We start from the raw sequence: 26955 nt of genomic DNA, 5'->3' as shown, positions 1-26955 counted from the left end.
TACACTACAACTTGCTATATTGCAAGTAACCAATGAACATTTCATCCCAGCTTTGCTCTCCCCAACCTACGGTCTGTGAGGGATCTATGTCGTATTTATTGCGCGAAGAGTTATCAAAAACTCCGTACATGCGGATTGTGGTACCCTTGGGTAGGTTTAATGGCTTTTGTAGATAGTACGAGTATTGCCAATTGAATTCGTATTTGGGAACTGACAACAGTGTTTGTCTTTTACCGTTGGGAAAAATCGCTTCCATCTTTACTTGGCGTCCGCGGTAATGCATGTGTGGGTACAAACCGTATAGTGTTACGTTGTCGCGAAAAGTGTAACGTCCTTGCACGCGGTGGTTTTGCGCAAAGGGTGGTATGCGAAACCTCGCGTTGATCACACTGCTCATTTTCAATACTTTTTGTGGTTTTTTGTCGTGAAAGTATATGTGCATTTGTGTGGCATCTGTAGTTCTTCTTCCATAGGGAGTGTAGTGCATTTGGAATTGGAATGTGGTGCCTTTCGGGAGAAATTGCCCGGAATTTTCGGGAAAATTTTGTGGATTGTACCCAGGAACGTAAATGGCGAAAAAACCACGACTTCCATTTCTCCATTGTGGTTGTAAATGTCTCAAGCGTCTTGGAAAAATAGTCATCACCAGGGCATGATGCACTGCTTTCTTACTACCTGGTATGACTTTCACTTTTTTGACCCACATGTCCTTTTTTAAATTCGTGGGCACATTTATATACTTATAGTCCACCACTCCTGTTGCCGGAATTTTTTGCGTAGGGATGGTCACGATCAAATCGGGCTTTTCTTCTTCTTCGCGAACAGAGGTCATACTTTTCAGTGTGTCTTCACCATCTAAAGCACATCCTTGCTTTATCCATGTCAGCAACTTGCGCTTTTCTTCGGGAAAGATTTGATGGCTGGATTTGAAGCTTCCCACTTCCGGATCAGCGGGCCATGGTGGCATGCGTCTTGTTAGAACTGCTTCGCGGATCATTTCCGACCAACCATGAACTTTCTTGTGACTATTCATCGACCATGGTGCTGCCCCACCTTTGCGGTGACATATCACACAACGCTTTTTTAAAATGGGAACCACTTCTTTGTTAAAAGAAACCTGCTTTTCTTTGTAGTAGGTAATCGCACAACCTTTTACATCTAGTTTTGATACTCTTGGTTGTCGCTTTACCAGAGTTGCTAATATTGCATCATGCAAAAATTGCCTTGTTGCCAATGATTTCTGTTTTTCATAATCCACACGATTGTCTACCGGACCACGATAAATAATTCCCCAGCTCTGAGGATTAATAACAATGGCCTCCGCGGTGCGTTTTACCTGCAATAACTCAATCACATTCTGACTGTAATCTTTTAAGATGGGAAGTGAAATGGCAAAGGATGTGGCCTCTTCGCGAATATCCACTATTTCATCTTGGATGTTGCCATTGATCATTAAAAACGCAACGTCATCTCGATAACGTTTTTGTAACTTGTGTAGGTCTTGGAGGTTGTGACGCACAATGGGACAACCCACACCATGGATGTATAAAACGAGCGCTTTTTTGTCTTTATATTCAAAGAGTTCGTGATATTCACCATTGTGATCAAGAAGAGCAAAATTTTCCACTGTGGCGAGTTGTTTTATTGTTGGTTGCGGAGTATTTTTTACATAGAATGTGGAATACACTATAATAATACATACAGCGAGCGGTATAATAGTCTTGTTCATTTTGGTCCTCTCCAAAACTTACTATATTATTGCAGACATAGAGTTACATTTATTATAGCACATCCCGTAAAAAAATGACTTTAATTTCCATCGCAAAACCATGGAGAAAACATGACAGAAAAAATAGTCAAAGGTAAATCTCTTAGATATGTACGTCCAAATACCAAATACATGGGTTGTACTTTTTATTTAGAAACGTCAGAAATAGACAAAGAGCAAGCACAAAATTTTACGGATGTTACATTTGACAATTGTTCGTTTCGCGGTGAAGTATCTGTTGACCTCTCCAATGCGAATTTAACAAGCATACCGCCGTGGATTTTTTCACTGTCTTCTCTCACATTTCTGGAATTACAACACAACAACATAGAAATTCTCCCGCAAGAAATCGGTCATCTTCTTTACCTCGAAGAGTTGCGTTTGTCGAATAATCAACTTCGCGAAATTCCTGTAACAATTGGCAAACTTTCTTACTTGCGATACCTCTATTTAGATAGAAACCTTCTGCAAAATCTTCCATTGGAATTGGGGAATCTAAACCATTTACAAGAGTTAGATTTGCATTCCAACCGACTTCAAAATCTACCAAATTCTCTACAAAAATGGATCAAATTAAGCTATTTGAATCTACAGCACAATCAGCTGACAGAATTACCTGAGGCGATATTAAAACTCCCTAATTTAGAAAAACTTTACCTTTATCCCAATCGTTTTGAAGAAGTTTATCCACCATGGATTACCTTTATGGGCTACAAAGCTGGTAGTATCAACTGGAGAATGGGCAGTGGCGAAGATTGGTGGCATGGTATTTTTCGGCCTTTTTGGAATCATCTTAGCGACGAGCAAAAATACTCTTATGTGGATAAATGGAATGGTGACGAGTCGTGGTGTGAGTATCTAGAAACTATGTCAGATCACACCATCCAACTCAGTCAAAAAAGCCGTGGAATTGCCCAGAACATTCACGAAGCTGCCGAAATAGGAAATTTATCAGCATTGCAATCATTTATTGAACAAGGTGTTGATGTGAATTCCCTCAATCGTTTTGGTTGGAGTCCTTTGAGATATGCTGTTGCTTGGGGAAATTGCCAACGACTTAGACAAGGTAATCTCGAAGTGGTGCAATATTTATTGCATAATGGCGCAGATGTCAACATTAGTAACGATGGGGATACACCACTATTTTATGCCGCAAGTCCCGAAATAGCGCGATTACTCATTGAAAATGGTGCTTCTGTTCACCAACGCAATCAACATGGACAAACACCTTTATTTTACACCTCTCATATAGAAATCGCTCAAGTACTCATTGACGCAGGTGCGGAGATAAATGCCCTAAATAACGAAAACGAAAATGTCTTATACCACCTATTTTATGACGATGAAACAGAGTTGATTGATTTCTTCGTTCGTGCAGGAGTCAATGTGAACATACAAAATAGTGAAGGAGATGCACCTCTTCATAAAGCAGTGCGCTTTGGTAGTATAGAAACGATTAAAATTATACTAGATGCCGGAGCAGACCCTAGTCCTATAGATGATAACGGCGACACACCACAGGAAATTGCTCATGATCAAGAAGTAGTGTCGTTGTTAAAATCGCACTCAAAAAAGTGATAGATTTAACTAAAATCTTATATTTTTTCGCCAAATGTCATTTTGCACTTTTCATTATATTTTCATTTTGTTTTAATAATAAAAACAATAATAAAGTACTATTTGGAGAAAACATATGCAAGAAGCATTGATGAATGATATCCGTAAAACGACAAAAAACCTCGGGTATATGGGGATATTTTTCTTTTGTTTATCTATTTCTGCCCTTTTTTTACGTTCTTTGAGTTCGGCATCTTTTCTGCAAAATCTTTCCTGGGGAGCTACGATAGCCTTTTACACCATCACACCTCTCTTTGTTATCTTGGGGCTTTTTTTGATTTATGTTGGTCTGTACGTAAATGATCGCCGCGGTAAAGAATTTATTCATTGTCTAAACAATGATCCTAAAAAAATAAAGGAAATATATTTCCAAATAATGCAGGGTCAGGAAAAACCAAAAAGAATTCGTCTTTCTGATGGCATACCTGCCGAGGGAACCCTGTATATGATTATTCTTTACCATGAAAGTAATCAGTACCAAATTAGTATATCGCTAGCCAATGCACAGCAAATTTTTGAATATGTTAAAACGCAAGCTAGTCATCTTAACATTGAGTAGTCCATGAATATTTTGTACTAGGGCGTGTCATCAATTAAAGTTTGTTTAATATTAAAGTCATTGTAAATTCTAGCTAGGCGCTCCGAATGCATCATAGCTAGGTTATTTAAATACGGAGCAACGACGCTAGTATTTATAAGGGCTAAATAGTAAGTAAAGGTTAATTGATGACACGCCCTAGTGTACCCACAAATTTTCACTTGTGTCTCTTTTTCGAGACAGACTTTCATATATTTTTTGCTTATGTCGCAAGAGTAAAATTTTTTCTCTCTTTGATATACAGGGCATACAACGCAATTCTTGCAGAAAAAATTTCGTTTGGCACACAAGTTGTATTAAACCCCTGGCATAATCATGAATGTTTTTTGAAATCATTTCTAGATGAGTTATACGAGCGATCTTGCCATCCTTACCTAAAATTTTTAGCCCCTTTGGTATAGATCGGCACCATACTCATCGGATCAAAGGAGAACACTATGAAAAAGTCTATATTTATTATTTTAGTTATTGTGAGCTGTGGTCATTTGTTCGCTGGTGGAATCAATTACAAACTCGCCATTGAAAACAAAGTACTCAAAAAGCAAATTTGGCAATTAACACATGCCCTGAAGCAAGCAAAGGCGACCAACAACGCGGCACAATGTCAAATTACGCTTTTAGAAAAGAAAAATGCAAAGTTGCAAAAACAATACGATGCCGTTTTATGTGAAAAACAAGAACTGGCAAAAACCGTTCATCAACTTCAAATACAAGAGCAGCAACTGGCACAAACCATTCATGAACTGCAAACGCATGCGACAAGCTACGAAGATAAGTACAACAACGCTTGTAAAGAAATTGCTCAGGTAAAGAATGCGTATAGTGTCGTATGTAGCGAACGAGACGAATGGAAGAGTAAATGTCATCAGCTTCAGAATAACAATGTGTTCAAAACAAAGTACAAAAATACCCACAAAAAACTAGCAGATCTTCGCTCACAGTATACAAGTGTCTGCGAAGAACGAAATGGTTTCAAGAAACAATGTAAGAGTGCCCTCGCAAAAGTACAGGTTCTCGAAGAACAGGTAGTTTGTCTACAAAAAGAAAATGCTACCTTAAAATCCAAAAATACATGCGTACCCCAGACACCTATAAATTTAGGGCAAAAGCCCGCTTGCAATGCGAATGTCGGTCAAGTTGTCAAATTGCAATTTCATCAAATCTTTCCGCATTACAAAGGTAAGAAAATTGTGAAAACATTGCAAAACGCGGGATGGAAAGTAGCGAACCACAACAGCGATTATTTCGGAAATATGGTGGTAAATGTCGCGATACAGAAACCAAATTCACTGAAGAAAATTTTTCGCCAAGTGAAAAAGACTCTACGCTCAAGTGGAGTTAACGTCAAACTGCACTCGATATCTACCAATACCATCAGCATCATCCCCAGCTAATATTTACAAAATAACGCATCGCGAACAAAAAAGGGAGGACGATAACGTCCTCCCTTTTTTAGTTGAATCTAATAATAAATTTCACTTATGATAATAATAGTTGTAATTGAATTTTCTTATACTAAGTTTTCGTTATAATGAATAAATATCATGCAATTAACTCTACAATCTTTATAAATAATTTGATGCGTTAGACACAGGAGAACACGATGGACAGCAAATCAAGTGCAACCCATTCCAAAACATTACCTGATTCTGTTGTAGAGACCGCTACAAAAATATTGGCAGAGGTAATGGAATTTCGCCGTATTCCAAGATCAAGCGAGCCATGTGGTGGCCCTCAATGTCCAAAATGCACGACGCTTTTTCTACCAAAAATTCTTTCATGTGTGGAACAAAGAAAACCAGTTACTTTTGTTTTACCTGCTTTCCCAGGAAAATCTCCCAACCTTGAAAAAGTATTGGGTGTTTTACCTGATTATGCAGAGAGACTTGCTCTTGAATTTTTGGGAAACCTTTGTCAAAAAATAAAACAATATTATTCCCCGGGAATTAAAATAATTATTTGTTCCGATGGTAGAGTATTTAGTGATGTCATTGGCATGAGAGAAAGTGATGTTACACAGTACCAAACCGAATTGGACAAACTCATCCAGGAAATGTCCCTTACAGACATATCCACTTTTAACCTCGACCATTATTACACCGATTTTGATTTTAACCTAATGCGCAAAGAACTAATGACGCGCTATGGAAGATCGCTCGAATCGCTGAAAGAGAAAATTCGCGGTGGAAAAAAAACATCCGCAACCCCCGAAGAGCAAGAAGCATTGCGCATGTACTGCGGTATCACACGCTTTTTATTTGAAGACTCTCTCAAACCTGGACAAACGAGAAGTCGTGCATCTCTTCAAAAAGAAGCTCGCGCCAATGCTTGCGAAGTGATCCGTAAAAGTAACGCCTGGGGGGAACTGATCGCAGAATACTTTCCTGAAGCGGTTCGTTTGTCCATACATCCTCAAACCTGCGGTTCCAAAAAACTGGGCATTCGTCTCGTAGGTAATGAGAGTTGGATGACTCCCTGGCATGGAGTTGCTGTGGATACCAATGAAGGTTTCGTTTTGCTCAAACGTAGTGAAGCGGAAAATTTAGGGGGAAAAGTTATCTATTCCAATGGTCGTCCCAGCCACTATACATTAAAAAAAACAGCCATGTCTATTACACGATCCCGAAGACTAAGAGTATATCGCATGGAAGAAGACACGGTGAATTACAGAATCACTCACCTAAAGCCATTTGGGGTACTTTTAGAACCTTGGGATGAAAATGTCAGCATCAACGATTTAGACATAGAAGGTGCTCGTAAATTATTCGGGGAAGAGCATCTCGTTTTATTGAGAGGGTTTGAAACCTTTCAAGCCCCGGAAGACTTTCCAAACTACTGTGATTCGTGGGGAGAAGTAAGTGTTTGGCCCTTTGGAAAAGTACTAGAATTGCAGCAACAACACGATCCACAAGATCATATTTTTGACAGTAGTTATGTGCCCATGCATTGGGATGGAATGTATCGCTCGCAAGTTCCAGAATACCAGATTTTTCACTGTGTCGCAGCTCCGCCAGCAGGGAAAGGCGGAAGAACCATTTTCTCGAACACCATATTAGCATTAGACCATACCTCACCGGAATTGAAAAGACTTTGGAGTAAAGTGACAGGTGTTTATCAAAGAAAAATGGAGTTTTATCATAGCAAGGTAGTCTCCCCCATTATCACCAAACATCCTTTCAAAGACTATTCGGTAATTCGCTATATGGAACCGCATGAGGGAGAAGATTTTATCAATCCACCTGACCTTCAATACACCGGAATCAGTGATGAAGAATTGCAAATATTTCACCGTAGTATAAAAGAGGCTATTTACGACCCACGTCATATTTATGCGCATCAGTGGCGCGAAGGAGATATTGTCATCGCCGACAATTTTACACTTTTACATGGTAGAGAAGCATTCATTTCTCATTCCCCACGTCACATTCGACGCGTTCACGTTTTAAGCAATCCTCCCTACGACAATCCTAATCTCGAGTCTTACAAATAAATTCTTCTACAAAAAACACGGTACAACAGATCATACGTTGTACCGCGTTTTTATTTTTGAAATACCAAATTGCCCTCCAACAACACTCAACAAAGACTTCCAAAGCCATGTCATTCCCGTGTAGGCGCATATCTGTCAAGCTAAGAGCAAAACTTTCTTAATAAAGGCTTACAAATCCATGTCATTCCCGCGTAGACGCATATCTGTCAAGCCAAGCCCATTGACTTAAGAAAATCTAGTAAGTAGGTTTTCGTTTTCTTTTATAGTAATTAACTTGTTTTCGAGGAGATTTAACTCGGGGTCGAGGGCGATCTTTTCGAATGCAAGTAGGAGAAGAAAGAAAAAGTTGAGTAAGTTTTTCAAAAAGTAAATCAGAGTCATTTTCAAAAAGTAAATCAAGAGCGTAGTTTTTAATGGTATTAAAAGAAACGGATTTATTGACCTGCTGAGGATACTTATTGCTAGAAGTTTTCTGATCAAGAATATCTTGAGCATCTTCAATAAGAATAGATTCAAGACCACTAATGTAAATAGTAGCATAGAAATCTTGTTGAACAGATAGAGTAGTTTTGCCAGTGAAATTCTCAAGGTCAAGACGGTTTTTAATGCGATCAAAGAAAGTTTCTATACCCCATCTAAACCAATAAAGCTCTTTAAAATCATCAGTGGGGTACAATTGTTCATCCACTAAGGAAGAAACAAGGACTTCAACATCACCTGTATCAAGCATAACACGAACAAAACGTACAGAAATTTTCGATGGTAGAGACTGGTCATTAACTAATTTCTTTTTATCGTCAGGAGGTTCAATAGTTGTAATACAGCTCTCAATTTTCTGCTTAAACATTTTGTTTGCTTGATAGAAAGAATTAACAGGACATCTAACTACAAAATTGATACCTTTTTTACATAAATGTGCTAACAGGGTATATGAACAATAACCTCTGTCGAAGAGAATGAGATCATTTTCATTTGCATGTTGAAAGTGTTTGTAAGCAAATAGCTCTTCATCTTTTTTACAGTGTCCTATTTCGCTATCAATTGCGATTTCGTTTAGTAGATCATAAAGTACTGACACTGTTGCAAATGCGTGTGATCCTTCTACACTTATGTTTTTATTTTTATATCTTATTGTGCCAAAATGTTCTTCTATCTCTTTTTCATTTGGAAGTCTTACTTTTGATCCGTCTATTGCACATAGACGAAAACCTTTGTATTTTCTGTAGTCTTCATCTTCATACAATGTTTCAACTACTGCTTGCTTATTTAACTCTATAAAGGCTGTATAATTCAGCTTTTTCCTTGCTTTTGTATATGCTCCTGAGGTTACCGTTGTAAAATTTGTAAGCAAGTCTTTTACGAATTCGTTTAGCCTATTTTGTATTGATTTTATGCTTTTACGTATCATGAATACCATTAATCTTGAAAAAGGTAGTTTTCTTTCTCTTGTAAAGTCTTTTTCGTTTTTACGATGCATTTTTTTGAAACGCTCTGACTCTAATAGTTCTTTACTTTTATCTATTACTCTTTTTTTTCATAATCTCTTCTTTTACTGTTTTAAATTATTTTATACTATATACTTACGCTTAAGTCAATGGGCTTGATCTGTCAAGCTAAGAGCAAAACTTTCTTAATAAAGGCTTACAAATCCATGTCATTCCCGCGTAAGCGGGAAACCAGCAATATAAAGTTGACTTGTAAACGCTGGATCCCTGCTTTTGCACATATGTGTCAAGCTAAGAGTGAAACTTTCGTAATAAAGACTGACAAATCCGTGTCATTCCCGCGTAAGCGGGAAACCAGCAATATAAAGTTAACTTGTAAACGCTGGATCCCTACTTTTGCAGGGATGACACAATAAGAGGCTTATATCTTAGCTTGACAGCCATGTGCTTTTGCAGGGATGACACCATAAGGTTTTATATCTCAGTTTAACGGCTATGTGCCAAAGCAGGAATCACAAATATGAGACTTTCTAGGAAGGTATATTTTATATTTATAAAAAAATTTTGAACCTTTTAGAATATTGCGTGGTATACGCCTGTAAATATTTTTGATTAGGATTTGGTATGGAAGAAAAAATAGAAAACGTTGTTGCCAGAATGCAGCAAGGTGATCTAAAGGCATTTGAGAAACTTTTACACTTGTTTTCACCACAAGTGCTGTCTTTTATAAAAAAATATATAAAAAACGCTAGCGATGCCGATGATATTTGCCAAGAAACGTTCATTCGTGTTTTTCGTTACCGGTTGTCTTACAAATCCCGTCAAGCGAAATTTAAAACGTGGCTACTACGCATTGCCATGAATTTGGTCACAAATGCATTGAAGAAACAGCAAAAAGAAATACAACATCTGCGGAATTACCATCAGCAACGTGAGCGCCAAGACGTTGCTCATGACCAAACATCAACAGCAGAGGTACTTGAGATTGCCATTGGCGAACTATCGCTCAAACACCAACATGTCATTCGCTTGTCTACGGATTATTCTATTGAGGATATGGCCGAAATTTTGAAATGCCCTCCGGGAACTGTAAAGTCGCGATTATTCCATGCACGAGCGCTTTTATATGACAAATTGAAAGGAAAAGACCTATGAATACACTACAATTATACAGCGAACTAATTGGTAATGAAATGCTGGGATGTGAAGGCTTTGTGGAACATTTAAAATCGTGTTCCTGTTGCGCGGAAACATTGCAAAAACAATATAAAATTCAAATGTTGCTAAACAATAACGTTTCTCCACAAGAAAACAGTGATGTTCCCCATATTACACAACGCATTTTGCAAAATTTGTTTTTAATTTTACCCGCGACTTTTTTCTGTATAGCCGCACAGTATATTCTGTTTACCTCTTTAAATTTACGACATATCCACCAAGGATTATTTGTCGATTTCTCTTTGCTAATACCCGGAAGTATGTTGTTACTTGTCAGTATGTACATATACGCGGGTAAACGCGGCAGCGTACTATTGAATAACCTGTTGTTGACATTATTTGCCATTTTGAGTCTTATGTTTATTATTCATAGTTACCCCAAATACACCATGTTTACTTTTATGCTCAGTTTTTCGTGTGCTACTTACATACTTGTTGAACAATATCGCGTTATCTATCGCAAAAAAAACTTTTATTCTTTTACCAAAGTATTTGCAGGTTTTCTCGTTATTTTTTTATTCTGGTGGAGCCTAAATCTTTACGCCGTTTTCTACCAGTATTGTTCTCTCTATGTAAATAGTTTTCTATTAATCTCCATTGCTCTTTTTTGCTTTTGCTTGCCCATATTCATCTTAAACAGTGGCGCACTAATAAAAACACATCAACTTTTTTTTCCCGCAATTCACGCAATAGAATAACCATTTAACTTCGATGTAACCTCTGTGATGAAAAACACAGAGGTTACATAAAGAACTATTCCTTGACCTCATCTTTTACATCGTACACAATGCAAAACAAGCAAGGAACAAAAATCAAAGACAAAGTTGTCGCGCCAAAAATACCGCCACTGATGACAATCGCCAATGGTGGCCAAAATGTTCCTCCACTAAAGAGAAGCAGTGGTAAAAAACTGGCTATGGTTGTCAATGTTGTCGATAAAATATGTCGCGTACAGTGAACAACCGTATCTACTATTTGCTGTGGGTTTGCCTTACCTTTGATCGCATGGAGTCCTGCTAAAACCACAATCGTGTCATTAAGGGCAATGCCAATTAGACCTGCGATTCCCAAAAATGGATTAAACCCCAAAGGATACGAAAACATCCATAAAGAGAATAAACCAAAACCAACCGATAGAATTGCCACGCAACCGATAATAAACGTCAATGATAAACGGTTAAATGTCAGAACTAGAGTGGCCAACATCAAAGTCATCAATACCGGAATATAGCGAAGCAAAGACGCCACAGCTTTTCCTTTTTCTTCGCTGTCCCCACCAATAGAAATAGAGTATCCCTCTTCTAACTGTAACGTGCGAATCTTTTGCATAACGCGTTTGGTGACTTCTATGGGAAGAGCATCGTGGTATAGATAACCACGAACAATATTGCAACGTTCATGATTGTAACGCGTAATTGCATTTGTCGTTGGTTGCATCTCCAAACGTCCAATCGCATTCAAGGGAACACCTTGCACATTCATCGTTGCGATGTGATAAAACTTACGTCGGTAATCGTTTGGGTAACGAATCGTTACGGGAATTTCTTCCAATTCTTCGAGAACAGAACCTCCTGAGACTCCTTGGATACTACTGTATGTCTTTGTCGCAATGTCCTTTAAAGTCAATCCCGCTGTGAGAGTTTCACGGCGATCGACATCCAACCACAGTTTTGGTATTCCCGAAGTTATGGTTGTTTGGGCGTGCAGCACTTGTTCGTCGTTCAGTAAGATAGCTTTTATTTTCTCTCCATAGTGACGCAACTTGTCAATAGAAACGCCGTAAATGCGAAATTCTAGAGGTGCTTCCCTCGGTGGACCTTGCCCAAATATACGTACAACACATTGTGCTTGTGGAAATTTCCGGTTTAACGCGTTTTGAATTTGCGGAACTAAGTGACGCACGATGTTGGCATTTTTGGTATTGACAATGGCATTTGCATAAAATGGAGAATTATCTTTTGTCATTAGCATGTTGTAATACACCGACGGAAAACTATTGCCTATCATCCACATGAATGAATCTATTTGGGTAAATTTTTGTAATTGTTCATTCATTTCGCGAACCGTACGCTGCGTTTCGTATATAGAAGATTGTTCTGGTAACCACACCTGAATTTCAAACTGATTACGATCTGCGCCCGGAAAAAACTGTTCTTGTAACTGCGCAGCTGCGATAAAACCAAATAACGCAACACCTGCAATATAAAAAACCGTCATTTTACGGTATTTCACAAAAAACTTTAGAGTTGCAGAGTACCAACCCAGTAACGTTTTACTACGAAGACCTCTTTGCCACCACCTATGGGTACTTTTCCGCGCGAATATCGCCGCAAGAGCTGGAATAATGGTCATCGAAGCCAAAAAGGATACACATAACGATGCGACCACACTCTTTGCAATAGAACTGATAAAATCACCTATATTGCCCGCCAGTAAAAAAACCGGCATAAATCCTAATACCGTGGTAAACGTAGAGGAAAGTAAAGGAACAAAAAGATGCCGGATTGTTTTTTCTATTGCCTGTAAACGACCACAGCCGTTGTGAATGTGCATCACAACTTCGTCGGTGACCACGATGGCATTATCAATAAGTAATCCCACGGCAATAATCATACCAAAAATAGACATCTGATGTAGCTGCTCACCAGATAACATGATAATGAACAGCGCAAGTGCTACACTAAAGGGTAATGCAAAGCTAACAATTACCGCGGAACGCCATCCCATCACCAAAAAAATGATCATCATCACCAAAACGCAACCCATAATGAGGTTCTCATATAAATTTAGTAAACGTTTGTATGTGTATTTGCCTTGGTCAAACACGCAACGGAGAGTTGTTTCATCATCCAAATAGCGGCGAAACAATTTTGCGCGATGATGAATAGTTTCCATCCACTTGTGCATTTGTTCGTTCTCTTGTATACGTGCGGCAATAAGAATTGCGCGATTATTTTGCACGATTCCTATTTCTTGAGGAGGGTCTTTGGCGATTTTTTTGACAACAGCAATGTCTCGCAAAAACAACATACCATTGCGAATAGGCGTATTTTCTATGGTTGCGATTGTATCAAATGCACCACGTACCTCCATGGCAATCGAATTTTTCGAACCATACATCACTCCGGCGGGTGTTTTTACATCTGCATTTGTCAAAGCGTTTTGTATTTCCTGGGGTGTAATTCCCAAAGCAGTCACTTCTTCAACGTTAAGTTCTACGCGATACTCTTCTTCAATACTACCGTAAACACGTACAATTTCAGTACCCGAAACATTGCGAAAACGATTTGCCAATTCGGTAGCTAAACGTGAAGTGATACTGAGATTTGTATTACTGCTACTGAGTGCATATACAACAGTAAATGACGTCGTACGTGTATCGTCTAACACCGGTTCGCCAACTTCTTTTGGAAGAAATTGTTTGGCGTCTTTTAATTCGTCGCGAATTTTAGAAAAAATATCTTGGTTGTTGGTGTTGGTGATCGAATCTTGCAACTCCACACTAATAGAGGAAATGCCTGCGCGAGAAGTAGATTTCATTGTTTTTATTTCTTTGATCTCTAACAATTGAGCCTCTATTTTCTCGGTGACAAGACTCTCCACTCTTGCGGCAGAAGCGCCGGGAAAAGATGTCAAAATGATGGCATTGCGATTGTCTAATCGCGGATCTTCTAGACGCGGAATTTCAAGAAATGCCGTAGTTCCCGAAACCATGGCAATCACAATTGCACATGCCAACAAATAGCGGTTACGATAAAATAATGTCAATAGATTCACGGTTGAGACTCCAATATCTGAACAAATTTTCCTGCGGTCACCCGATGAATCCCTGTACTTACAACATAGTCACCATTGCGTAAATTACTTTCCACAAAAACATAATTATTTCGATACGCATGTATTTGTAGTGGATGTGCAACTAAACGATATTGATGTTTTTGTGGTACAGCAACGTAACAACTCCACAGTCCTCTTACGCCTTCCACTAAGGACGAGATTGGTATCCATGTGCCTTTTTTTTGTTTTGTGTACTTTGTGTAAAAAACCGCCAAATCGCCTACAGCAACACCCTCAAGACGCGGTAGATCGAAAATAACATCAATAGTACGACTCATTGACGTACGGTTTGGTAAAATAGCAGTGGCCACTGCTGTCACCTTTCGCCCGTGTATTTCGATAGGATATTTTTTGCCTATGGTGATATTGTCAATCCCCTCTCTTGTGATGCCCACCTGTGCTTCGAGAAGATGATTTGACATCAACCAAATCACCGGTTGTTGTAGGGAAACAACTTGCCCTAGATCAATATACACTTTAGAGATCGTCCCCGTAAATGGTGCAAACAGCGTCGACTTTTTGATATCGACCTCCACGGTTTTGATTTGCGCTTGTGCCAAAGAAACATTCGCCTTTTGCATATAGTAATTTTGCTGTGCCTCATCTAGGTTTTGGAAAGAAACACCTAATTTTGCATTGCGAAAACGATTTAGCGTTAATTTTGCCAATTCTAAATTTGCTTTGGCACTTTTTAATTTACTGATTAATTCGGATTTCCTCGCGAGTAGCCTATCAACGTTCAGTGTGGCTATTTTTTGTCCTTTTCGGACAAAGTCACCTTCATCAAACACAAGACTTTCAATTTGCCCAGAGATCTCAAAACCAACTTGGCTAGTACGTTTTGCGGCTATTTTGCCTACATAGGGATACTTGACAACATAACGATTCACTTTTTTTACTTTATGCACCGCCACATAAAATGTCTTGCGTGGTTCTTTCTTCACATCTTTTTTTGTTTGTAAAACCAATGTCGCCGTGTAAACAACCGCAACAGTGATAGTAATGACAAACAGCTTTTGTAGTTTTTTCAATGTAGGATCTCCTCATAAAAGCTAATTCGCTGCACAACAAAAAAACTAGACCGTCTAGTATTAAAACAAAATATGTTCGTTGTGAGAAAGGCAACTCTATTTGTTTAGAACTTGATTATTAAAGAAAATGTTATTATAATAGAAGTAAAGGGAAACAGGTAATACATGTTATTTTGTAATCGCAGAAATATATTTAAAGACTCCAAAGTCTAGAAATCAATTATAAGACTAGTTAGTCTAAAAAACAACTACAATTTGGAATTTTTTATGTCAAAAATAAAAAAACATGCTGGTCGCCCACGCGATTTAGAGAAAAAACGCGCCATTATAGACTCTGCGACAACTTTGTTGTTAGAGTTGGGATATGGACATACGAGTATGGATGCTGTTGCTGCAAAAGCAGGTGTCTCCAAACAAACAGTGTACTCGCATTTTCAAACAAAAGAAAATTTATTTCGCTGTGTTATTATGGAGAGATGCGATGCTTTTAGTCCCTCGGTAGAATTACTAGACCGTCAAGGACTTTCCCCACGAGAAGTTCTAGAAAAACTGGGCCGAGGCTTTGCAAATTTAATCTTTTCACATCAATGTATTTTGATGCAAAGACTCCTCATGAGTGATGCCGCGAAACACCAACGAGCATGCGAAATATTTTTTGAGGCCGGCCCACAACGTATGCTCGATATGCTCGAGAAATACTTTCACGAACAAAACAAAAAAGGCAAGATGGATATAAAATCACCACAACGAGCTGCGGACCATTTTTTTTCGATGATACAGGGTACCTATCATTTAAAGTTATTACTAAACTTAGAGCAAGACGTCAGTGAACAGGAAATTGAAGAAACTGTCCAATCGGTGGTCGATATATATTCAAAAAGTTACGACTTTGAATAAGGCAAAATTGTAGAACGATTATGTTCTTACGGACAACTACTCAAAACAAATGATAAATACGTACACCTTGTTCTTCAAGAAATGGGTCCAGCCTTTTTGCCAGTTTGGGTAAATTATGGCTGGGAACCTGCGGATATAGGTGATGTTCCAAGTGATAACTAAGTCCTAAAAACAATTCACAAAAAACCCAGCCGCGTACTGTACGGCTCTGGTGAATTGCATCATCACCAAAATCTTTATGTAGCCAATATACGTTGAGCGCTGGATACACCCAACTCCCCACAATAGCCATGATTGCATAAAACAATGGTGCAAACGTCCATGGCAAAACACTAATACTGATCGCGATAAAAACAAAAGGCCACAACGCTTCGACAATAAGCAATCTTCTTTCCATCGAGCCTTTCTCGCTATGTTTAAACGCCCATATCCATAAACGTGGTATAAATACGGGACCATGGAGTACACTTCGCCAAAAACCAATATGCGCTGGTGTACCTTCTAAATCGCTGTGATCGGGGAAATTACGATGATGATAGTGGTGTGTTTTGCGATATGCGTGTCCGCTCTCTAGTAAAATAGCCCCCATGATAAACATTAGCCACTCACTTTGCAGGCGTGACAATCCGATGCTATTGTGAACGATATCATGAGTCGCGTTGACTACCGCTACAAATATCAGAAACATCAAAAGCGGGAGAACATACCACCACTCTAAATATGCCGCCAAAATAAAAACGGTCACTGTCACGAAAGGACGCAGGACAGTCAGATATTTTTGGAATAGTGAAGTTTCAAGTAAATCTCTACCTAGAGTTTCTAATCTCGGAAGTTCGGCATATCCAGAGCTTTTCATATTTTTACTCCTAGAAAGAAGCGGTCTAAACATTGGTAGTTGCTAAAAATATAGCTACATAATAGAACGAAACGTAGCAAAAATCTATAGAAAATTTGCTTTTTTGCATACGCTTGTTATCTGTCATACACAGTTGACACAACCGAGAAATCGCTAAATCTTTCCTGGTAAATGGTTGTCAATAAAAACACACCATGATATTATGGAAAGTATTGCGCAACAATTCATGAAACACTACCACTCTAAACCACAAACGCCACAAGTTACCTATTCGTTTTGCAACAAAGGATTAGCATATGGATTATTACACAATATTTTTATGGGGAGGTGGAGTCGTATTTTTATACGTTTCAACCATATGGATTATGAGCCTTCTCAAAAAAGATGCCAGCATCATTGATATATTTTGGGGTTCTGGTTTCGTCGTTTTGGCATTTTTCTACCATATTCAATGTGGAGGGACTTGGGAAGCGAACTTACTCACATTGTCCTTGGCAAGTATTTGGGGGTTGCGACTATCACTATATCTCGCCGCCCGCAATTTAGGAAAACCTGAAGATTACCGCTATCAAGCGTGGCGTAAGGCACATGGCAAAAATTGGTGGTGGAAAAGTTTTTATCGTGTTTTTATGTTACAGGGAGTTGTGATGTGGGTTGTATCGGCCCCTCTACTTTCCGCTCAATTTGCCGTAGAAAATACCACACCATGGAATGCCTTTACCATCGCCGCCATTGTTTGCTGGGTGATTGGAATTTCTTTTGAGGCTGGTGGAGATTGGCAACTCTCACGTTTTAAGAAAAATCCGCAAAACAAAGGAAAAGTACTCAACAGTGGCTTTTGGGCGTTTACACGCCATCCAAACTATTTTGGAGATGCAATGGTGTGGTGGGCTTTTTATTTGTTGGCTTGCGCAAATGGCGGTTATGCTTGTGTTGCCAGTACTTTAATCATGAATTTCTTTTTAGTTCGCATTTCTGGCGTTAAACTTTTAGAAAAAAACTTGGTAAAAACCAAACCGCAGTACAAAGATTATATAGAAAAGACCAATGCTTTCTTTCCATGGTTTCCCAAAAAATAGGAGAACAAAATGAAAAAGACATTACTTTGTGCCATTTTGTGTTTTATGACAATATTTACCTATGGCTTAAATGAGGAATTTACAGTTGTAGGTAATAAATCACTGCTATCTGTTGTCGTACAAAAGGCAGGAGTTGCATCTTATTTAGCACATGATCACTTAATCTATGCCTACAAGTTTGACGCGACACTGAATTACAGTCACAAAAATGAGAACGACACCACGTTTTCTATCAAAATAAAAGCCGATAATCTATATGCGGACTACCACCCTCTTTCAAAAATGTGGAATCCTACATTGAACAAGTTGGGGGCTTTTTCAAGAAAATTTACAAAGTTATCCGATTCGGATCGCAAAAAAGTGCGCACGAATATGTTGTCATCTTCGCAACTCGACTCGAAAAATCATACCTATATCAAAGCCAAAGTATTACAAATCATTGACAAAGAAACCCAGGTAGGTGAACGTAAGTTTAACAAACTCATCAAACTGTCTTTGACAGTTAAAGGTAAAACCATTACTAGGGAAATACCTGGTAACATGAAATTAAAAAATGGTACTCTCTTTGTAGAAGCATTAGGAAAGTACAAATTCACAGAGTTTGGTATCACTCCTTACTCTGCACTCCTGGGAGCTATTCGCAACAGTGATGACTTTCATCTCTATGTAAATATGCGCGCCAAGGGAAAAAGTAAAAAGTAACAACACCGCTATAAATAGGACCACGGAGTGAATGACTTCGTGGTTTTTTTACGAAAGAAAAAAATGAAAAAAATAGGTTTTTTACTCGGTATTTTTTTATTTATCCTCCTTCTATCCTGGGCACATTCACTTGATACACAATCAGAGAGTGGACTTACGCCAGAAATGGTAAAAGTTCTCGCCGTAGCTGCACTGATGGCTTGTTGGTGGGTAAGCGAAGCCATTCCCATTCCTGCAACCTCCATCATTCCCCTCGCCGCTTTTCCTTTCTTGGACGTGATGGGAACGAAAGATATCGGCCCGGCATATGGTGATCGGATGGTTCTATTGTTAATGGGAGGTTTTTTCATTGCAACGGTTATCGAAAAAGTTAACTTACACAAACGCATCGCCCTAAACGTTATTTATCGCGTGGGAACAAATCCACGGCAACTTTTACTTGGGTTTATGATCGCCACGGCGACTTTATCGATGTGGATCTCAAATACAGCAACAACCTTGATGATGTTGCCTATTGCTTTGGCCGTCGTGGCACAGTTAGAAAAAAAATTCGACAATACACGTCTTGCAGCCGCTTTTCTACTATCCATAGCTTACTCTGCGAGCATTGGCGGAGTCGGAACTCCGATCGGAACGCCTCCCAACCTCATTATGATGCAGCGTTATGAAAAAACACGTCGCGACTTTATTGAATTAAATGCCAACAATAGTTTAAAAAATCCCAGTGAATTTTTACGTGAGTTACGCGAAAGCAACGCCTTTGAAATGACGACATTACGCGAAAATCTGCCTCTCGAAATGCGCAAGCAACTCCAAGAAGCAAAAGACGACAAAATTTTGCCTTCGCTACTCGTCGCCATCAACGCCATTATGAAGACCAAACCACTTTCACAACAACAACAATCCGTCGATAACCAAAATTCTACAGACGCTTTACTCTCAAATCGCCTACTTCTCGAATCGAATTACCCCAATTTGATTCGTCCTCACCGTCGTGTCAAAGAGATTTCATTTGCCAGTTGGATGGCAGTTGGGATTCCAACGGTCATTGTATTACTTTTCATTATGTGGGGTTACATGATATTCATGTTTCGCCTGCCCAAATCAAGCGACGACAGTAGCCGCGAAATTTTAGAAGGGGAAATTCGCGACCTAGGCAGAATGACGCGCGATGAAAAAGCCACCGCCATTCTGTTTTTGATCACGTCCTTACTATGGATTTTCCGTAAAAATATCAATTTAGGCTTTATGGTAATACCTGGATGGGCCAGTACATTCAACTTGCCCAAATGCGACGATACCACTGTAGCTATCTTGATGGCTCTTGTCATGTTTAGTTTTCCTATGCAAAGAAGCGGAAAATTACTCGACTGGCCTACCGCACAAAAAATTCCTTGGGGAATGTTGCTACTCTTTGGTGGTGGTATAGCACTCGCACGTGCTTTTGACCATACGGGTTTATCTCAGTGGTTAGGAGAAGGTTTACAACACATTGCACGTTTTCCAACTATTTTAGTGATGTTAATATTGTGCACATTTATGACCTTCCTCACCGAAGTTACGTCAAATACTGCGGTAACAAATGTGATGATGCCTATTTTAGGAATCACGGCCGTGTCGATAGATGCCAATCCAGCATTACTGATGATGCCCGCAGCAATTTCGGCATCTTTTGCCTTCATGCTTCCTGTGGCAACAGCACCAAATGCCATTATGTATGGATCAGACCGATTTTCCATCGCAACTATGGCGAAAACGGGCTTCATGTTGAATATTATTGGTATTTTTATCGTGACAATTATGTGTTACTTATTAGGACAAATCTTCATTTTTTAGGTATATAACATGGATATTTTGTACGGGATTATGAAGGAAACCTGGGCAATCACTGTAGAAATGTCTCCGTATTTGTTATTTGGATTTTTATGCGCAGGTCTTCTACATAGTATTTCTTCTAAAAACCACATATTGCGTCACTTATCAAAACCTAGTTTTGCCAGCGTTGTAAAGTCAGCTTTAGTGGGTGTTCCCTTGCCTCTGTGCTCTTGCGCTGTCATTCCCGTGGCTTCGCACCTACATGAAGAAGGAGCAAGTCCAGGTGCCACAATATCATTTTTAACCTCTACACCAAATACCGGTGTAGATTCTATTGCCGTTACTTACGGCATGCTTGGTCCGGTGTGGGCTATCGTGCGCCCCATTACCGCGATGTTTTCCGGCATCTTTTCCGGCGTTGTTACCAACTGTTTCTCACAACAAGATGCCACTAGCACAGCGGAAGATCCACCACAACAACAAAGCACAAAGACATGGCGAAACAAATTCGTCAGTATCTTTCGCTATGCTTTTTTTGATATTGTACACAGCATCGGCAAATGGCTTTTGATTGGTATTATCATTGGTGGTGTTATCGCCTTTGCCTTACCGCAATCTTTCGTAGACCAATATTTGCATTCGCCTGTCGTATCTTATTTGGCGATGATTATCATTGGTCTACCAATGTATGTATGCTCCACGGGTTCTATTCCCATTGCCGTAGCTCTTATCGGCAAAGGACTTTCTCCTGGGGCAGCATTAATTTTTTTGATCACTGGCCCAGCAACTAACAGCGCAACAATGTCTTATGTCTGGGGTAAAATGGGTAAAAAAGTTCTTGTTGCCTACTTGGCGTCTATCATTATCACCGCCATCTCTTTTGGCTTTATGTTTGACTATTTTTATCCGCACATCAACACGATGATACATCACCACCACCATGGTCATGAATCGTCACCATTTGCTGTTGCTTGTGCTGTATTTTTGATCGTACTTTTTGTGAATGCTTATATTCCAAGAAGAAAAAAAACTAGCTGCTGTTCAAAAAAGTAAGTGAGAACATTATGGAAAAAGTTCGTTTTTTCTTTCGAACAATATTGCAAAAACTCAAATACAACGAATGGGGAAAAGAAGGGCACTTATTACTTTTCGATCCACGACACTACAAATCAAAATATGTAAAAAAAACCCCCACGATTATCGTTTACTTACCTCCAGATTATTACTTAGGAATTCATCGTTACCCCGTTTTGTATGCTCATGATGGACAAAATCTATTCGATGAAAAAACATCATTTGTCGGCGAATGGCATCTCGATGACAACATCAACGCTCTCATTGCACAAAAACTTCTAAAGGGTATCATTGTTGTTGGTATCTACAACACCGGAGAGCAACGCATTTACGACTACACCCCCACACAAAGTAATTGTAAATACGGTAACAACGAAGGAGGGCACTTGCGCGAATATGCCAAGTTTATCGTCGAAGAGCTCAAGCCGTTTATCGATAAAAAGTTTCGCACATTGCGCTCACGACAACACACCGGGCTTATGGGATCTTCATTGGGAGGACTTGCCTCTTTTTATATTTTAGGTTGGTATCCGAAAGTTTTTTCCAAAGCGGCTTGTCTGTCACCTTCTTTTTGGTGGGATCATGTCCGCGTGGTAAAAGATATACAAGATGGCTCGTTAGTTTTTCCGAAGGATTCCAAGATATATATCGATGGCGGTTGGTTAGAGGGAGACGATGAAGGTAATATGGTGTGGTTTATGCGTGAGGTATATGTTGCCCTCAAAGAACTTGGACTACAAGACTTCTACAACATTTTTTACCATGAAGACCCGCAAGGCATGCACAACGAATCGGCATGGGCGCGACGTGGAAAAATGCCCATTACTTACCTGTACGGAAAATTTTGTGATAAAGTACGTGAGTTGTCTTACGCCCTAAACCCGAAAAATAATATGCATGTCATTCCTATTGCCCAACTGGCCCATGAAATGAACTTTACCGCATTGGAAGCAGAAATGACCACTAACAATAGCGAAATCGCCATTGTTGATAATGGTACTGTGCAAATAAAAAAACCCGGTCATGACTTCAAGGTACACATTGCATTTGCCGATAAAAACATTACAGTTCCAGAATAGGACGTGTTAAAAATGGAAGATTTTTCTCACGTAAAGTCACTGAGGGAATTTGAAGAAAAAAGGCAACAATTTCTTCACTTTACCCACAATACAAAAGATGCCACCGCAATAGACTTTTTTTCACAAAACAGCGCGTGCGCATATTTTCTTGCAGAATGCTGGTTATCTGTTTTAGAAGAAAAACCACAACACTATCTCAGTGCAATACAATTCTTAGAAAACGCGAAATTAGAAGTGCCGGATAATTGCTATGTAAAGGAAAGTCACCAACAAACCACATTGCGTTATTTGCAACTTCTGCCCAAAAACAAAATGTGGCACCAACATCTTTTGCAAAACAACCTGCATGCGAGTTATATATTTTCTCTCATGATGAAAATTGCACAAAATAAGGGAAATTTTGGCGAAGAGTTTATTGCACAAGCGCTAGAGTGCGAAACGTCTATTGCCGCGTATGCTTTGTGGCTGGCTTTTTTTCATTTCCCACTTCCGCAAAGCATACGCACAAAAATTGCGCAACTACACAACGAAGAGCTGAAATATTTACAAGACAAAATAGATCTTCTCTACAGCGATGACTTGGAAGTGATCGAAGAATTGTATTCCGACAACGATGTAGAAAGTTACTTTTTGTCACTCTATCATTTATTCCGTAATGAAAAAACTGCGGACTGGCCGATCATTTTTAGCGATCACATTTTTGATGTTCCACAGTACAAAGATTTTTTTCTACACCTAATTGCGAATGTCATCCCGCACAATTTGGTCAACGAACATATTCGCGTTGTCGAATTGCTGCGTTGCAATGATTTCCACCTGAAAACTCTGGGATTAAACCGTGCGTTACAAGACCCTCGCGAAGAATATATAGAAGTCGTGTTGGAAAATATTATGGAACTTCCCAACAATTGCGATGAAACATTCCAGCAAAACTTGTTGTGCTTACTCGCCAGCATGAATAAACAAGACGAACTTATTGTTCAAGTATTATGTGACGCTCTTAACCAAAAACAACACAGTCACCAAAGCCAAAAATATTTCGTGAGTGTCATCGCACAACTTGGTGCCACGTACACAGTCACCTATTCGACTCTGCAACAATTTTTACCATACGCCGACCCAGAAATTACAATGTATACTTTAGATACATTAGGTAACTTAGTCGTTCAACATCCTCAGCACTATGTATATTTAACCGACATACTCGCCTCACAAACAGATTTTGCCTTGGTACCTACTCACAAGACAAGGATCATCGAGTGGATTGTGCAAATCCCATCGCATGAAGAAAATTTTCTCCAGGAAGTTCTCTCTTTCACAGAGATGAAGTTATTTTTATTTGTGAGTGATAGAATATTAGATTTGCCTTCGACAGGATTGCGCGAAGTGTATTTGCAAAACATGCGCGTCATGTTGCACCAACGCACTTTGAACAACGAAGATTTCATCAGAGTACTTTGTGCGACGGCTCACCTGAAACCACAACTAACGGAGTCCGACATACGCACTTTACTACGATACTCAGGAAATGAAGAAGTAGACGCATGGATTTTGTATACTCTCGGTGTTACCAATGCCGTTTTAAACAAAGAAGACTTTCTGCATTTGAGTTATCAGCACAATGACAAAAAAATATTCACATATTTGCAATATATAAAAATCAAACTCCCTGCAACATTTGAAATCTTTTGGCAATACGCAATGCAACCGATCCAAGATATCATCAAAGAAAATTTACGACACAACCGTGAATTTTATCGCAAAAATCTCTATCGACAAAAATCGCAATGGCTCACCTACCCACGAAATGTGATGGAGTACCTAAAATTAATACGCGATGATGCAGGACTTGCAGAGTTGATTCCACAACTCGATGTCGACATACAGCGCGAAGCCATAAAGGCATTGAGTACTCTACCTCTTTCGCATGACATGTGGAGTATCGAAAATATTTTGCAGCAACACACTGCGGAACTTCGTGAAGCATTTGTCGTTTTGTCACACATGGCCACAAAAAAACACCACATGTCTCTTGTTGGTAGCGTGCAACAACAAATTTATCACTTATTGTTGCAAGAAGACTCCCTTCCGCAAAATACATTGGCATGGCTAAGTGAAAAAGACATAGAACTTATTTTGCAAGAAACTCCTCCACTACCTAATGTAAAATTTATTGAAAAACCGACACTTCCGCAGCGTATTTCGTATTCACCTCCTCATTTTACTCCTGAGGACTTGCTTCCGCAATTTTTGATGTTTGCCAAAGCTCCTTACCCTGTTTTACCTGAAACTAAGTGGATTCAACTGCACGAATCTACCTACTCTATTTTTAAAGAGCCTTTATTATTCGAAAAGCAAAACATTTCCGGTTCTCTGCAACAAGAAAAAGATGTTACCTTGCCAAATATATTCATACAATTGAAACATTACCAAACATACTCTTATAATCCGCAACAAATACCCGGGGAAAAAAATCGCCTTGATTTTGTTGTTGTTCATCTGCATACCAAAGCAACACGTCGCGAATTACAAAATTACCTACTAGATCTTTTAGATGATTATTTTGCACGCGGAATCAATTTTTTCGTTGTCATTCGTTTCTACGATACCCCAACCGAAGACTTTAGCACAATACTGGCAAGTGAATACTGCCTTATGGTGAGTACGCAAACGTCTATACGTGATATGCTTTCCCATTTTTCATTTTTCGACAACCTTGAAGAAGCATTTATCTACGGTAAAGATTCTCCACTTACTTTAGAAGATAAACGCACAGTATACAACAAACAAAAGCCGATAAAGCCTACCATGGACTTCATGGAAATGGAGCAAGAGCGTGGTATCACCTTAGATGCAAAACCTGCTTACTTAAAAGCCGATATGCCTAGAAGCTTGTCGCCTCTCAAGAAAAAAACCAAAAAACCTTCACCAAAACCACCGATGCCCGCTGCAGGTGGTATGGCTCCCCCAACTGGAGCACCAGCCGCTCCATCACTAGGGTTTGGTGGTGCACGACCATCAGCCCCACCTCCGGCAGCGGCACCGCCACCGCCACCACCTCCTCCTGCGGCGGCACCGGCGAAGTCCATGATTCCACCACCCGCTCCGATGAAACCGCGTCCAGAAAAAGCGGAGGTTATTTCCCCATCAGAACAGGAATTTGGCGGTGGTATTGGCGGAATGATTGTCGAACCGGAATTGGAACTGGGCATACGAAAACAAATGCCTGGTGGAGAAGAGATCGAACCACAACCCGAAATTCCAGAACCACAAGTTCAAAAACAAGACTTAGCCATACAACCCGAGCAAGTAGCCAAGGGGCTATTGGACTTAGAAAAAGAAAAAGAACAACTACAGCTCGAATATCATGACAATGTAGAGATATTACCACAAAGATGGTTTGAAAAATGGCTCAGTGATGATGCAGGGCACCCGGGTCCTATTGAGCGCCTAGTTGCACAGTCAACAATGATCATGAAGTCTATACAACGTTTTATTGGCCTGCGTTTCATCATGCTCGCCCACTTTGGTGATGTCGTTGTCGAAGCGGTGACAAGTTATGTTCGCGGTATTTTTGAAACGTGGAAAAACTATAAAACCATTCAAAAACGCCTAAGTATAAAAAATATCGACCAACAAATCGACATGATCAAAGAAGATCTCAGTGTCGCACGTGAGCAAATGAGTCGCACTTTTTATTTTGCGGGTTATAGTGTATACGACAACGAAACCCCACAACAGACATTTGCTCTAAAACTCGTCATTGAATTACGCGGGCATCTTGACCAAATGAAGCGAGATTTGGCATTTGTCAATGCACAACAAATTCAAAAAAATATCCAAAACAGCATTGTCGATTTCTTGAAAAGTTTTATTCCCAATCCGATGGAAATAGTATTGCCAATAAAAGATTCGTTCATCATAGCGTTTTGTATGAAATACGAGCGCCGCGAAATCGAAAAAATGTATGTCGACATGTTCGTCTCGTACCGCGTTCTATTAGATAGCCTAGTGCAAGAAAATAGAGCTTTTCATTTGCAAAAATTTCCATTGCACTCTTACGAAAAAGACTTATGGGAAAATGCACAGCAAGGCTACCTTCCACAAGATCCTAACGATATTCAAGTTTGCATAGAAGAATGCCAAGAAAAAATTCAACGTATCATACAGATGACGTGCAACTGTCATTATCTGGTCTCTGTCAGAAAATGGAGCAAGAGCGATTTAATCGCGGAATGCAAAAAGCACAATGAGCGCCAAACCATAAATCCCATCGTTGAGTTGGAAATGGAGTGTTGGACGCGAAAACTTGCGCAAAAATACATCAAGAAACAACGTATTAAAATGTCGCCTCAAGAGCAACAAAGGCAAATAGACGAATATAAAAACTTCGTACGCCGTTACAAAGTGGCAATGACGCTACATCGTAAATTCCTTCATGGATAGGAG

The 26955-nt window shown here is 39.5% G+C and carries 18 protein-coding genes and 1 pseudogene; 14 read left to right on the top strand and 5 right to left on the bottom strand.

Annotated elements, in window-relative coordinates; genetic code table 11:
* Nucleotides 1-4 precede the first annotated feature (4 nt).
* On the bottom strand, nt 5-1729 hold the full coding sequence (locus UABAM_RS03930; RefSeq protein ID WP_151966695.1) for a redoxin domain-containing protein: 1725 nt from the start codon (nt 1727-1729) through the stop codon (nt 5-7).
* A 111-nt stretch (nt 1730-1840) separates the two neighbouring features.
* Between UABAM_RS03930 and UABAM_RS03925 the strand changes: the two genes are divergently transcribed.
* From UABAM_RS03925 to UABAM_RS34110, 5 genes and pseudogenes are all read left to right on the top strand, one after another.
* A complete protein-coding gene (locus UABAM_RS03925; protein ID WP_151966694.1) occupies nt 1841-3346 on the top strand; it encodes an ankyrin repeat domain-containing protein in 1506 nt (501 codons plus the stop codon).
* 115 nt (nt 3347-3461) lie between these two features.
* Nucleotides 3462-3944 (top strand): hypothetical protein, encoded by a 483-nt coding sequence (locus UABAM_RS03920; protein WP_151966693.1) that lies wholly within the window; start codon nt 3462-3464, stop codon nt 3942-3944.
* Between the two features lie 476 nt (nt 3945-4420).
* Complete coding sequence (locus UABAM_RS03915) at nt 4421-5377, top strand: coiled-coil domain-containing protein (RefSeq protein WP_151966692.1); 957 nt, start codon at nt 4421-4423, stop codon at nt 5375-5377.
* A 209-nt stretch (nt 5378-5586) separates the two neighbouring features.
* Nucleotides 5587-6516 (top strand): annotated as a pseudogene (locus UABAM_RS34115) (L-tyrosine/L-tryptophan isonitrile synthase family protein); the annotation flags it as partial.
* 126 nt (nt 6517-6642) lie between these two features.
* On the top strand, nt 6643-7473 hold the full coding sequence (locus UABAM_RS34110; RefSeq protein WP_152021956.1) for a TauD/TfdA dioxygenase family protein: 831 nt from the start codon (nt 6643-6645) through the stop codon (nt 7471-7473).
* 235 nt (nt 7474-7708) lie between these two features.
* On the opposite strand, the gene UABAM_RS03900 is transcribed toward UABAM_RS34110, so the two are convergent.
* Entirely contained in the window at nt 7709-8995 is a 1287-nt protein-coding gene (locus UABAM_RS03900) for an IS4 family transposase (protein WP_261344000.1), read from the bottom strand.
* 547 nt (nt 8996-9542) lie between these two features.
* On the opposite strand from UABAM_RS03900, the gene UABAM_RS03895 reads away from it, so the two are divergent.
* Both UABAM_RS03895 and UABAM_RS03890 read left to right on the top strand, forming a co-directional pair.
* Entirely contained in the window at nt 9543-10073 is a 531-nt protein-coding gene (locus UABAM_RS03895) for an RNA polymerase sigma factor (RefSeq protein ID WP_151966691.1), read from the top strand.
* A complete protein-coding gene (locus tag UABAM_RS03890) occupies nt 10070-10834 on the top strand; it encodes a hypothetical protein (RefSeq protein ID WP_151966690.1) in 765 nt (254 codons plus the stop codon). Before UABAM_RS03895 ends, UABAM_RS03890 begins: the two co-directional genes overlap by 4 nt.
* 55 nt (nt 10835-10889) lie before the next feature.
* Here the strand turns inward: UABAM_RS03890 and UABAM_RS03885 are convergent, their stop codons facing one another.
* Both UABAM_RS03885 and UABAM_RS03880 read right to left on the bottom strand, forming a co-directional pair.
* Nucleotides 10890-13913 carry an efflux RND transporter permease subunit gene (locus UABAM_RS03885; RefSeq protein WP_151966689.1) on the bottom strand — a complete coding sequence of 1008 codons (3024 nt, stop codon included), beginning with the start codon at nt 13911-13913 and terminating at the stop codon, nt 10890-10892.
* Nucleotides 13910-15004: an efflux RND transporter periplasmic adaptor subunit gene (locus UABAM_RS03880; RefSeq protein WP_151966688.1), complete on the bottom strand. Its 1095-nt coding sequence runs from the start codon at nt 15002-15004 to the stop codon at nt 13910-13912. Before UABAM_RS03880 ends, UABAM_RS03885 begins: the two co-directional genes overlap by 4 nt.
* Nucleotides 15005-15271: 267 nt before the next feature.
* Between UABAM_RS03880 and UABAM_RS03875 the strand changes: the two genes are divergently transcribed.
* Nucleotides 15272-15901 carry a TetR/AcrR family transcriptional regulator gene (locus UABAM_RS03875; protein WP_151966687.1) on the top strand — a complete coding sequence of 210 codons (630 nt, stop codon included), beginning with the start codon at nt 15272-15274 and terminating at the stop codon, nt 15899-15901.
* Nucleotides 15902-15941: 40 nt separating this feature from the next.
* Here the strand turns inward: UABAM_RS03875 and UABAM_RS03870 are convergent, their stop codons facing one another.
* Nucleotides 15942-16757: a fatty acid desaturase family protein gene (locus UABAM_RS03870; protein ID WP_151966686.1), complete on the bottom strand. Its 816-nt coding sequence runs from the start codon at nt 16755-16757 to the stop codon at nt 15942-15944.
* 296 nt (nt 16758-17053) lie between these two features.
* Here UABAM_RS03870 and UABAM_RS03865 point away from each other — a divergent pair, with 296 nt between their 5' ends.
* The 6 genes from UABAM_RS03865 (at nt 17054) to UABAM_RS33685 (ending at nt 26952) form a co-directional block, all read left to right on the top strand.
* Nucleotides 17054-17836 carry a DUF1295 domain-containing protein gene (locus tag UABAM_RS03865; protein ID WP_151966685.1) on the top strand — a complete coding sequence of 261 codons (783 nt, stop codon included), beginning with the start codon at nt 17054-17056 and terminating at the stop codon, nt 17834-17836.
* A gap of 9 nt (nt 17837-17845) precedes the next feature.
* Nucleotides 17846-18538 carry a hypothetical protein gene (locus UABAM_RS03860; protein WP_151966684.1) on the top strand — a complete coding sequence of 231 codons (693 nt, stop codon included), beginning with the start codon at nt 17846-17848 and terminating at the stop codon, nt 18536-18538.
* Between the two features lie 63 nt (nt 18539-18601).
* Nucleotides 18602-20374: an SLC13 family permease gene (locus UABAM_RS03855; protein WP_151966683.1), complete on the top strand. Its 1773-nt coding sequence runs from the start codon at nt 18602-18604 to the stop codon at nt 20372-20374.
* 9 nt (nt 20375-20383) lie between these two features.
* Nucleotides 20384-21406 (top strand): permease, encoded by a 1023-nt coding sequence (locus UABAM_RS03850; RefSeq protein WP_151966682.1) that lies wholly within the window; start codon nt 20384-20386, stop codon nt 21404-21406.
* Nucleotides 21407-21417: 11 nt separating this feature from the next.
* Entirely contained in the window at nt 21418-22506 is a 1089-nt protein-coding gene (locus UABAM_RS03845; RefSeq protein WP_151966681.1) for an alpha/beta hydrolase, read from the top strand.
* Nucleotides 22507-22518: 12 nt separating this feature from the next.
* Nucleotides 22519-26952: a hypothetical protein gene (locus UABAM_RS33685; RefSeq protein ID WP_229759354.1), complete on the top strand. Its 4434-nt coding sequence runs from the start codon at nt 22519-22521 to the stop codon at nt 26950-26952.
* Nucleotides 26953-26955 lie beyond the last annotated feature (3 nt).

The sequence above is a fragment of the Candidatus Uabimicrobium amorphum genome (assembly GCF_009002475.1).
Taxonomy (GTDB): domain Bacteria; phylum Planctomycetota; class Uabimicrobiia; order Uabimicrobiales; family Uabimicrobiaceae; genus Uabimicrobium; species Uabimicrobium amorphum.
Note: the sequence above shows the minus strand (reverse complement) of the source record. Positions and strands in the feature narration are given on the sequence as shown.

What these genes read in the sequence shown, in the direction of transcription:
- UABAM_RS03845 (WP_151966681.1), top strand. Translation starts at nt 21,418, where the DNA reads ATGGAAAAAGTTCGTTTTTTCTTTCGAACAATATTGCAAAAACTCAAA.
- UABAM_RS03865 (WP_151966685.1), top strand. Translation starts at nt 17,054, where the DNA reads ATGGATTATTACACAATATTTTTATGGGGAGGTGGAGTCGTATTTTTA.
- UABAM_RS03875 (WP_151966687.1), top strand. Translation starts at nt 15,272, where the DNA reads ATGTCAAAAATAAAAAAACATGCTGGTCGCCCACGCGATTTAGAGAAA.
- UABAM_RS03895 (WP_151966691.1), top strand. Translation starts at nt 9,543, where the DNA reads ATGGAAGAAAAAATAGAAAACGTTGTTGCCAGAATGCAGCAAGGTGAT.
- UABAM_RS03915 (WP_151966692.1), top strand. Translation starts at nt 4,421, where the DNA reads ATGAAAAAGTCTATATTTATTATTTTAGTTATTGTGAGCTGTGGTCAT.
- UABAM_RS03850 (WP_151966682.1), top strand. Translation starts at nt 20,384, where the DNA reads ATGGATATTTTGTACGGGATTATGAAGGAAACCTGGGCAATCACTGTA.
- UABAM_RS03855 (WP_151966683.1), top strand. Translation starts at nt 18,602, where the DNA reads ATGAAAAAAATAGGTTTTTTACTCGGTATTTTTTTATTTATCCTCCTT.
- UABAM_RS33685 (WP_229759354.1), top strand. Translation starts at nt 22,519, where the DNA reads ATGGAAGATTTTTCTCACGTAAAGTCACTGAGGGAATTTGAAGAAAAA.
- UABAM_RS03930 (WP_151966695.1), bottom strand. Translation starts at nt 1,729, where the DNA reads ATGAACAAGACTATTATACCGCTCGCTGTATGTATTATTATAGTGTAT.
- UABAM_RS03890 (WP_151966690.1), top strand. Translation starts at nt 10,070, where the DNA reads ATGAATACACTACAATTATACAGCGAACTAATTGGTAATGAAATGCTG.
- UABAM_RS03870 (WP_151966686.1), bottom strand. Translation starts at nt 16,757, where the DNA reads ATGAAAAGCTCTGGATATGCCGAACTTCCGAGATTAGAAACTCTAGGT.
- UABAM_RS03925 (WP_151966694.1), top strand. Translation starts at nt 1,841, where the DNA reads ATGACAGAAAAAATAGTCAAAGGTAAATCTCTTAGATATGTACGTCCA.
- UABAM_RS03920 (WP_151966693.1), top strand. Translation starts at nt 3,462, where the DNA reads ATGCAAGAAGCATTGATGAATGATATCCGTAAAACGACAAAAAACCTC.
- UABAM_RS03860 (WP_151966684.1), top strand. Translation starts at nt 17,846, where the DNA reads ATGAAAAAGACATTACTTTGTGCCATTTTGTGTTTTATGACAATATTT.